This window comes from Burkholderiales bacterium, assembly GCA_035518095.1.
Lineage (GTDB): Bacteria > Pseudomonadota > Gammaproteobacteria > Burkholderiales > JAHFRG01 > JAHFRG01.
In genome coordinates this window covers 1-8,063 of sequence record DATIXX010000019.1, presented here as the reverse complement: position 1 = coordinate 8,063, position 8,063 = coordinate 1, and the positions used below count along the sequence as shown (strand labels likewise).

General features: G+C 57.9%; 5 protein-coding genes. 1 reads left to right on the top strand and 4 read right to left on the bottom strand.

All coding sequences use genetic code 11. The features are described from left to right. Both VLV32_03775 and VLV32_03770 read right to left on the bottom strand, forming a co-directional pair. The coding region (locus tag VLV32_03775) for a hypothetical protein (GenBank protein ID HUL41012.1) at positions 1-207 on the bottom strand (207 nt) is incomplete at its 3' end. Positions 208-450: 243 nt separating this feature from the next. Beyond that, on the bottom strand, positions 451-2,565 hold the full coding sequence (locus VLV32_03770; GenBank protein HUL41011.1) for a hypothetical protein: 2,115 nt from the start codon (positions 2,563-2,565) through the stop codon (positions 451-453). Between the two features lie 263 nt (positions 2,566-2,828). Here VLV32_03770 and VLV32_03765 point away from each other — a divergent pair, with 263 nt between their 5' ends. Continuing rightward, positions 2,829-3,686, top strand: a complete 858-nt coding sequence (locus VLV32_03765; protein ID HUL41010.1) for a class I SAM-dependent methyltransferase — start codon at positions 2,829-2,831, stop codon at positions 3,684-3,686. An 80-nt stretch (positions 3,687-3,766) separates the two neighbouring features. Here the strand turns inward: VLV32_03765 and VLV32_03760 are convergent, their stop codons facing one another. Continuing rightward, positions 3,767-4,906 (bottom strand): glycosyltransferase family 4 protein, encoded by a 1,140-nt coding sequence (locus VLV32_03760; GenBank protein ID HUL41009.1) that lies wholly within the window; start codon positions 4,904-4,906, stop codon positions 3,767-3,769. Positions 4,907-4,927: 21 nt separating this feature from the next. Further along, a partial coding sequence (locus VLV32_03755) for a glycoside hydrolase family 99-like domain-containing protein (GenBank protein HUL41008.1) occupies positions 4,928-8,063 on the bottom strand: 3,136 nt, incomplete at its 5' end.

The window sequence follows — 8,063 nt, the reverse complement described above, 5'->3', positions numbered from 1 at the left end:
GTCGGCGCAAAAGCGCAGCGCAAAGAGATAGCGATGGTAATGCTCATGCTGAATGTCTCCCAGCAGACCCGGCACATAGCGCTCGCCCGTAAAGGGCGTTTTCTCTTCAGGTGCCGGAAACTGGAATGTCTGGGAAACATTGTCCGTGGCGGACTCCGGCGGAGCAGCTTCCTCCGGCACGGCACGGGAATCCTCGGCGACACTCATTCTTGGGTGCCCAACCCCTTGACGATCGTGTTTGACGAACGGGACTGTATACGGGACCGTCCCGTTCGTGCATAGCCGCTCTGGTACTGCATTCGACGCCGCAGTCAATTGTTATCTATCTGCGCTAGACATTAGTGGCCGGAAGGCCCGGATTCTCAGGCTGCGTGTGCGCCGAGAGGTAGATGGGCCCGCGGGCGATGGCACTATCGGTGGCACTTCAATTGGCTAGTCCCGGATCCTCGTTCAATCAATTCGGCGCCGGACCGAAGCAGTCGCTCTTACGCGCCACGCCCGAATATTGCCGCCGTCTAAGCGCGAAAACGCCGCGAGAGCGAGCCAAGAAACCAGCGTGATCAGTGTTATCATAAGCGGCACCAACAGGTGTGGTCGGTAAGTAAACTCGATTTGACGACTACCGGCAGGCGCGTCCACCGCCATAAAAATATCCGTTTGGTGTAGCGGGACGGGTCGTTCGTCCACAAACGCCTGCCAACCCGGGTAGATCGGTTGCGCGAAGACGACCCGATGCGGCGCAGCATCCGGCTTCAGCCGGAACTTTACATCGTTATCTTCCCATCGCGCCTTCTCGACGGGCATCGGCTCGCGGGCCCCCCCTTTGTTCTCCGTCCAAAGTACCGACAGTCGATTCGGCCTTTCATACAAGTAGTAGCCAACGCCCTTCTCGATCAGCGTCATCCCCTCGAGCGATGAATCTGAGATCACCCATCGCACGCCCAACTCGTCATACGCCGGCGACGTGGCGTAGTTCTTGTCGTCGGAGGTAAAGGCGAAATCGCCGAGCGGGCGCAGCATCGTCAGACCAACTCCAAACGTGTTCAGCAAAGGCCTTAAGTCGCCGGCATTCGGCGGCACGATGGCTTCCGTCAAAGATCCCTTGACATCCAGGAATCGATCGACCAGTGGTCCTGAGTTGGATAATCTCTCCAGCGCATCAAGCGCGGGATTGTGAAAGTAAAAACGATGTGCTTCCTGGTGGGACGTGAGTGTCATGCCGATTTCGGAAGTAAAAAACTGATTGATTTCGTAGGTCATGAGCAGGACCAAAATCAACGCAAGACCTTCGCGAACAACCGCAGGCCGCGACTTTAGGAAGTACCGCAATTGGTCGATGGCAATTCCGATTAGGCCCGCCGTGGCGAAGTTATAGAGATAGAGCGCGCGGGCCGGCGTTCGCGTCTGCGCCAAAAGCGGCAAGAAATAAATAACGTCGGCGAGCGCTCCAAGCTCGCCTCCGAGCGCCACAATCACTGCGAAGGCCACCAAGAGCCAAAGCCAGCAAGTCAGCGGCTTCAATCGCCGCAGCGTCAGCGGCACAATCGCCAATCCGGTTATCGTCAGATACAGAGTCGCATAATATCCGCTGAGCTGGGAATGCGCGCTCAATAGGGTCGAAAAGTCGCGCCAATGCAAAGCTGCGGGCTCGCTGATCCAGGTGTTCAGTGGCACCGCATGGGGCCAAACAGTAACGCCGGTTTGATCCCAGCGGTAGGCCCGCATCAAGTACTGGACCGACAGAAAGACGGGAACGGCGGCGAAAGCGAGGGCGCTCGCCTGGCTAACCAGCAGCGTCAGGATCGATTGCCACCATTTGGCCTTGCGGTTCCGCACGGCAAGAACGAGCGCATATAATCCCAGCGCGTAACTTGAATAGATGAACGGCTGCATATGACCTGCGGCAATCTGTGCCGCGCCGGCGAGTCCTCCGGTGCCCGCCAACACAGTGGCCTCGCTAATCCGCTCAGCGCGACAGGCGCAATGGTAGAAGTGCGCAATGAGGGGCAACAGCACCAGGCCGGCATAGATGTTTGCTTGTGCGTCTGCCTGGAGCGCGACATATCCTCCGAAGGTAAAACTTATCGCACCGGCAATTGCCGCCAGTCGTGATAAGCCGATACCGCGCAGAAACAAATGCATCGACGCCAGCGCGATGGCGAAATGCATGTAGATAAATGCATTGCCGATCGCCACATTTTTGGCTCCCAGCAAACCGAGCATGATGGTGAGCGGATAGAACGTCCCGGGCTGCAACTGACCGGCCGACGTCGTGCCGCCAAAGACAGAGAAATCCCATAGGGCGAAAGTGTGATGCCGGGTCGCTTCGGCCACCTTGTTGAGCCAAGCGATGCTCTGCGTCGAAGCGTCGCAACATCCAAAAAAAGTACGGTCTCCCGCAAGAAAATTCCGCATCATCCAAACGGTGGTCGCGGCGTAGATCACCGCAACCAGGACCTTTCCGAGAGAGTTGGTGCTGAACGCCGCCGCAATACGCGTGAGAATGTTGGATAGCGCCCGCCCGCGATTTGGTGCACCAATCTCACCCTGCTCCCGATACGCCATATACGCCGATCCCAATGTGCTTGATGCGCCTTCGCCCGAGCTTCACAGCCTCGGTCCCACCACAGAGCGGAATATAACAGCTTTGCGCGTTGGCGGTGCTGCGACAGTGGAAGGGTGGTCGACGTTGCCTCCGTTCGAGTTGCGATCGAAAGCGGGCCACGCCAGCGAGAGCGAGCTTCCCAATCCCCGAACTGGGCTTTGCGTATCCGCGTTTGAATGAGCTAAGGTCCCACGGTCCATTACTCACAAAAAGGGACCCATAAATGGAGTTGGATCAGCACTTTGAAAATCTCGAGGGCATAATAAGGAAGAATCAGGACCCATTCGTTTATTTGCGGAATCTTCCTATCGGTACGGTCGGTGCGCTGCTGCTCGATATCCCATCCCAATATCCGCTCACGCGCGCGTTTCTGCCGCGGATGCCCGCCGATCAAGTCCAAATCTCCTGGACGGGTCAAAGCGGCAGCGCACTTCTCGCTCAGAGTTGTGCGTTCGCCCGCGCGGTGGAAGTGGCGTACCCGAAGTACACGGGTCGTTCCCTGTCGAACGCCAAATTGCTTGACTACGGCTGCGGCTGGGGGCGCCTCATTCGATTGATGTATCATTTTACCGCGCCCGAGAACATCTACGCCTGTGACCCGTGGCAAGATTCCATTGAGCTCTGCAGAGGTCACAAATTAAGGGCCCACTTTGCGTTATGCGACTACCTTCCCAAGGAGGTGCCTTTCCCTGGGCTGAAATTTGACCTTATCTACGCATTCTCGGTTTTCACCCATTTATCCGAAAGAACTGCCAATCTGGTGCTTTCGGCACTAAGAAGTACCGTATTTGATCATTCGCTCCTGGTCGTAACCGTTAGGCCTCGTAAGTATTGGGAGCTTCATGATCAAGCACAAAATATCGTCGATCGATCGGCAATGATAAAGATGCATGACGATCATGGGTTTGCTTTCACGCCCCACGGCTGGACACCTATTGACGGGGAATTGCTCTACGGCGATACGTCAATTTCCTTCGACTATATCGAGAGACAATGGACTGAATGGCAGTTGGTCGGCCACGAGGATCTTCCGGCGGACCCGATGCAAACGATCATATTCCTCAGGCCTCGTCATTTCTGAAATGCGGTCTCCCCTAGCCGGGCCACTTTCCGACCGCCAATTTCCGCAGATCTGTAGCGGGGAGCGGCGGGTCGCCGATCCTAACGGGATGATCCACGCGTTGCAGCGATCTCCTCGAAGCGAGCGAGGTAGTTGAGTCCGATCGATCGATAGCTGAGATGCTGGCGGATCGCGCGGCTCGCGCATCTTCCCACCTCCTGCCCGATGCGCGGATCGTCGGTCAGTTGGACCATGTAGCTGACGGCTTGATCGATGTTCGGCTCCGCCCAGACCTGACCCGCGCCGTGCGGATAGGCCGTTTCACCCACCGGAACCAACTCATAATCGACGAGGAACGAATTTTCCGGCGTCATGAAGTCCATATTTCCTGAATAAGCGGTGGCAATCACCGGCTTGCCCAGAAACATAGCCTCCGCCAGGCCGCGGCCGAACCCTTCCGAGCGATGCAAAGAAAGGAAACAATCGCAGCAGCGGATCAAATTTTTCATCTCGTTTTCGCCAAGCGTCTTGTCGATGATGGTGATGCGGTCGCGATAGGGCGCCGTCGTTTCGCGCAAACGGTCCAAGCCGCCGTCCTGCCCATTCCGCGATCCGTTCACCTTGATCACAAAGTGTACATCCGCACGAGCCCGAGCGCGGAGGAGCCCAGCGAAAGCATTGATTCCCGCATAGGGATTCTTGCGCTCGATATAGGACGTGAAGTCGAACAAAAAAAGAAAGTGGTGGCCGCTCTCGGGAAGACCGAAATAGCGGCGCCCCATGAATGAGACGATCCGCGCCTCGCTAGCCACCGGCATGTGGTGAAGAGCTGCTTTGATCGTACCTTCCACACTCCGCAACATGAAACGACTGAATGCCCAGACCTCATCGAACCGATCGAGCTCGCCTGCCCATACGGTGGGGTAACGCGGCAACTCCCAGGCGGGATAGACGACGTCATAGCCGTGGCGATCCGGCGCGCGGTTCAAATGCCTGAACGCCTGATCGACCTCATCCCCGTTGATGCAAAAAACATTGATACCACCGTCGAGACGCTCGACCCGACGATCTCCGATCTCGCGGAGCAGGTCCTGGTCGACGGTCTGCGTCCCGTAAATGTCGAGCACGCGCGCGTCGATCCCGGTCGCGCGCATCGAGCGGAAGGCCGCACGAATGTGTTCGCCTTGCCCGGTCAGCAGGAAAGGATGGCCCACCAAAGTTACCGACTGCTTATCCGACATGGGTATTGGCGTTCCAGATTTTCAGGTGCTTCGGGACCGTGAAATTTGCCAGCGTTCAAGCGCATTGCGCAGGGCTTCGAGGTTGGCATGGCCCAGCCGCTGGTCGGGCTCAAGATAGGCGCCTTCCGCCCACTCATTCCAAGCGTTGATGAAGACGAATCGGTGGTCGGGGCCGTTCTGTTCGCGGCATCGCTGTATCGCCGCTTCGAGCCAAGCCTGGAACGCTCCCGGGCTATCATTCACAAATATGTGGCTATGGGCCTTGCGGCGCGCTGAATTGTCCCAGCCTGGCGCCACGCATGGGAAGCGTGCAAACCCCGGCATTGGTTTTGTTCCGCCGCTCAGGGCGAGCCTAAGATAATCGTATACGACCCCTTCAAAGCCCGGTGCGAACCCATTCGCATCCAACGGCTCGCTCATCCCATGCGGCGGGAATTCGACAACGGCGTCGCAGCCATATGCCGCCGGGTGCTCGGCCCTTGTTGACAACTCGAAGACCTCGACCATCGCCAAGAAGATCTCGCCGATGCCCTCGCGCCGACAAAGCTCGCGCCAATTCCTCGCCGTTCTTGCAAAATCCGGGAACAGCTTGACGCGGTAGACCAACAGCAGCGGCTTGCCGCGAATGCGAATATAGTTTGGGGCACGAAAATATCGCATGAGATCGCGCATCGCCGCGATGTCATCGGCTTCCGAGTGCTCTTGGGCGATCAAGACCTCGGCATCCTCCCCGTCCCAGCGCCGAGTCCAATTCTCGTTCGCCCAGCACAGGCAAAAAGGAAAATCCGGTTCGCCCGTGGTCAGCATCCGCTCGATCGGCATTTCCAACAAACGTTTGCCGGCGAAGTTGTAGTAGTAGTAGCAAAAGCCGTGGATGCCGTATTTTCGGGCGAGCGCCGCCTGAAGGTTCATCACTTCGGGGACGCGCAGATCGTAGTACCCGAGATCGGCCGGGAGGCGCGGCTGATAATGACCGGGAAATTGCGGCGTGGCCCGGGCAACATTGCGCCATTCGGTGAAACCCCGGCCCCACCACCGATCATTCTCCGGGATCGGATGATATTGCGGCAGGTAGAACGCAATAACCTTCACATCGTCCAGGCGACCAAGCTCGGCCTGCCAGCGGAGAGCGATCTTCTGCTGGTTGGTCGTGATACACCGCATCTTGTAGGAATTGTCGTGATGCGCGGTGGTTCGGCTCAAGTGGTGAACGATGACGGAATTTGGCTCGTAAATGGTATGCAGGCCCAGTTGCCGCAGCTTGAAGCAAAGATCGAGGTCTTCGCAATATGCCGGTGCCAGCTCATCTGAAAACCCGCCCACTTCCCCGAAACGGCTGCGCTCGACCAGAAGGCACGCGCCGGAACAGTAGTCGACCTCGCGGCGATAGTTGAAACGCGGCAATGTGGGATCATCGAAGCAACCAATTAGGTGCGCATGGCCGTCACGGTCGACGAAGGCCCCTGCTTCCTGCAGGCTGCCGTCGGGAAACAGAATCTTTGGGCCGACGGCGGCAGCGTTGGGGCACTCTTGCATCGCGCGGACAAGCGCCGAGAGCCAGCCATCGGTAACTTGAACGTCGTTATTGAGGAAAAGGAGATAGCGGCCGCGGGCCGACTTGGCGGCATTGTTGCAATTGCGCAAAAACCCTAAATTCTTCGAATTGCGCACATAGACGACATTTTCCACCTGCGGAATCAAGGAGAAGGTGGCATCGCTCGATGCGTCGTCGGCGACGATGACCTCGAAAGTCGGTGCTCCCTCCCGTGTCTTCGATATGGACAGCAAACACTCAAGCGTCAGTTTTACATTGTTGAAAACGGGGATAATGATGGATACGTCGACATCCCCGCACTTCGGCAACATTATGAGTTGCGCAGCGTACGGCAGGTGCGAGGGAACTAAGTCGAAGAGCTGCGGGGGGCGCTTGGCGAACTGCTGCAGACGCGTCGCATCCCAGGTCGCAATTTGATTCTTGAGCGGTTGGTATCCAGCCCATTCGGCCCGGCCATCGATCTTCTTCTCGACCGCCAAGACACTATCGACATAGTTTTCGGACAGCGGCGCATTTTCCCCAGTCGCTGCGTCGGGGTCGACGTCGGCCCGTGGCGGAGTAGCGCCGACGCTCGTCACGTCGAAGCGCGGATGGGGCGCGCGTCCCTCGGTGCGGCCGTGCATCAGGTAGTGAGCCAGCGGATTAAGCCCGCTGCGACGCACGTCTTCGTACCGTTGGAGATACCATGAGCTGGCGAATAACGGACTGGGGTCGCGGCCTTCGCGCGCTCCATGCAGCAGATAGTGCAGGAGTGGATTAATTCCATTCGCTGCGACATCGGGATTTTTTTGCAGATACCAATTTATGTCGAAGAACGGATTCGGATGACGCCCTTCCGCAGCGCCCCTTGCGAGATAGTGTGTGAGAGGATCAGTGGCTGTTGCCTGCACGTCGGCATAACGATCCAGATACCAATGCGCGTCGAAGAGGTGTGATTTGGCGATCAGGCGGCGTTGCCACGCCAGCGCCCGCGGCAATCTCGGCTGCTGCAATCCCAAGGACGATGATACCCGTCGACGCTTCTTGGCGAGCGGCGACACATGCGAGGCTTCAATTTCTTGGATACGGCGCAGCCGCACTGAAAGTTCCGCCTTTACATCGGAGAATTCCCGTTCGAGCTCGGCGCTCTGCCGGCGCAGTCCGGCATTCTCCTGCAATAATGCGATGCCTTGCCCGCGCAACTCGGCATGCTTTTGCGTCAGTGTTGAGTTCTGCTGACGCAATTCGGCACACTCCAGTAACAAGGCGATGCCTTGCCTATGCAGCTCGGCATTCCTTTGCGTCAGTGTTGAGTTCCGCTCACGCAATTCGGCACTTTCCTGCGCTTGCGCCGAATTTTTCTCGCGGAGCTCAGAATTTTCCACCGATTGACTATCACGCACCGCCTCAAGACGCTGCATGTAGAGCGGTGAATGCAGCAAGCTTTCCGCGACGATCGGTAATTCGGCGTTCGAGGCTAAGGCGATGAAGTACGGCGCATGGGGAATGCCTTCGCAGCGCTCGAAAGACACGCCGTCGCGGCTGTCGAAGGTCTCGACCCGCCCCGGCCCTTCGCGGAGTGTGGTCGGCGCGATCACGGACCCGGTGATGGCCCGCTGCTCG

Excerpts from the sequence above, each read along its gene's own strand:
- VLV32_03760 (HUL41009.1), bottom strand. The coding sequence starts at position 4,906 with ATGTCGGATAAGCAGTCGGTAACTTTGGTGGGCCATCCTTTCCTGCTG.
- VLV32_03765 (HUL41010.1), top strand. The coding sequence starts at position 2,829 with ATGGAGTTGGATCAGCACTTTGAAAATCTCGAGGGCATAATAAGGAAG.
- VLV32_03770 (HUL41011.1), bottom strand. The coding sequence starts at position 2,565 with ATGGCGTATCGGGAGCAGGGTGAGATTGGTGCACCAAATCGCGGGCGG.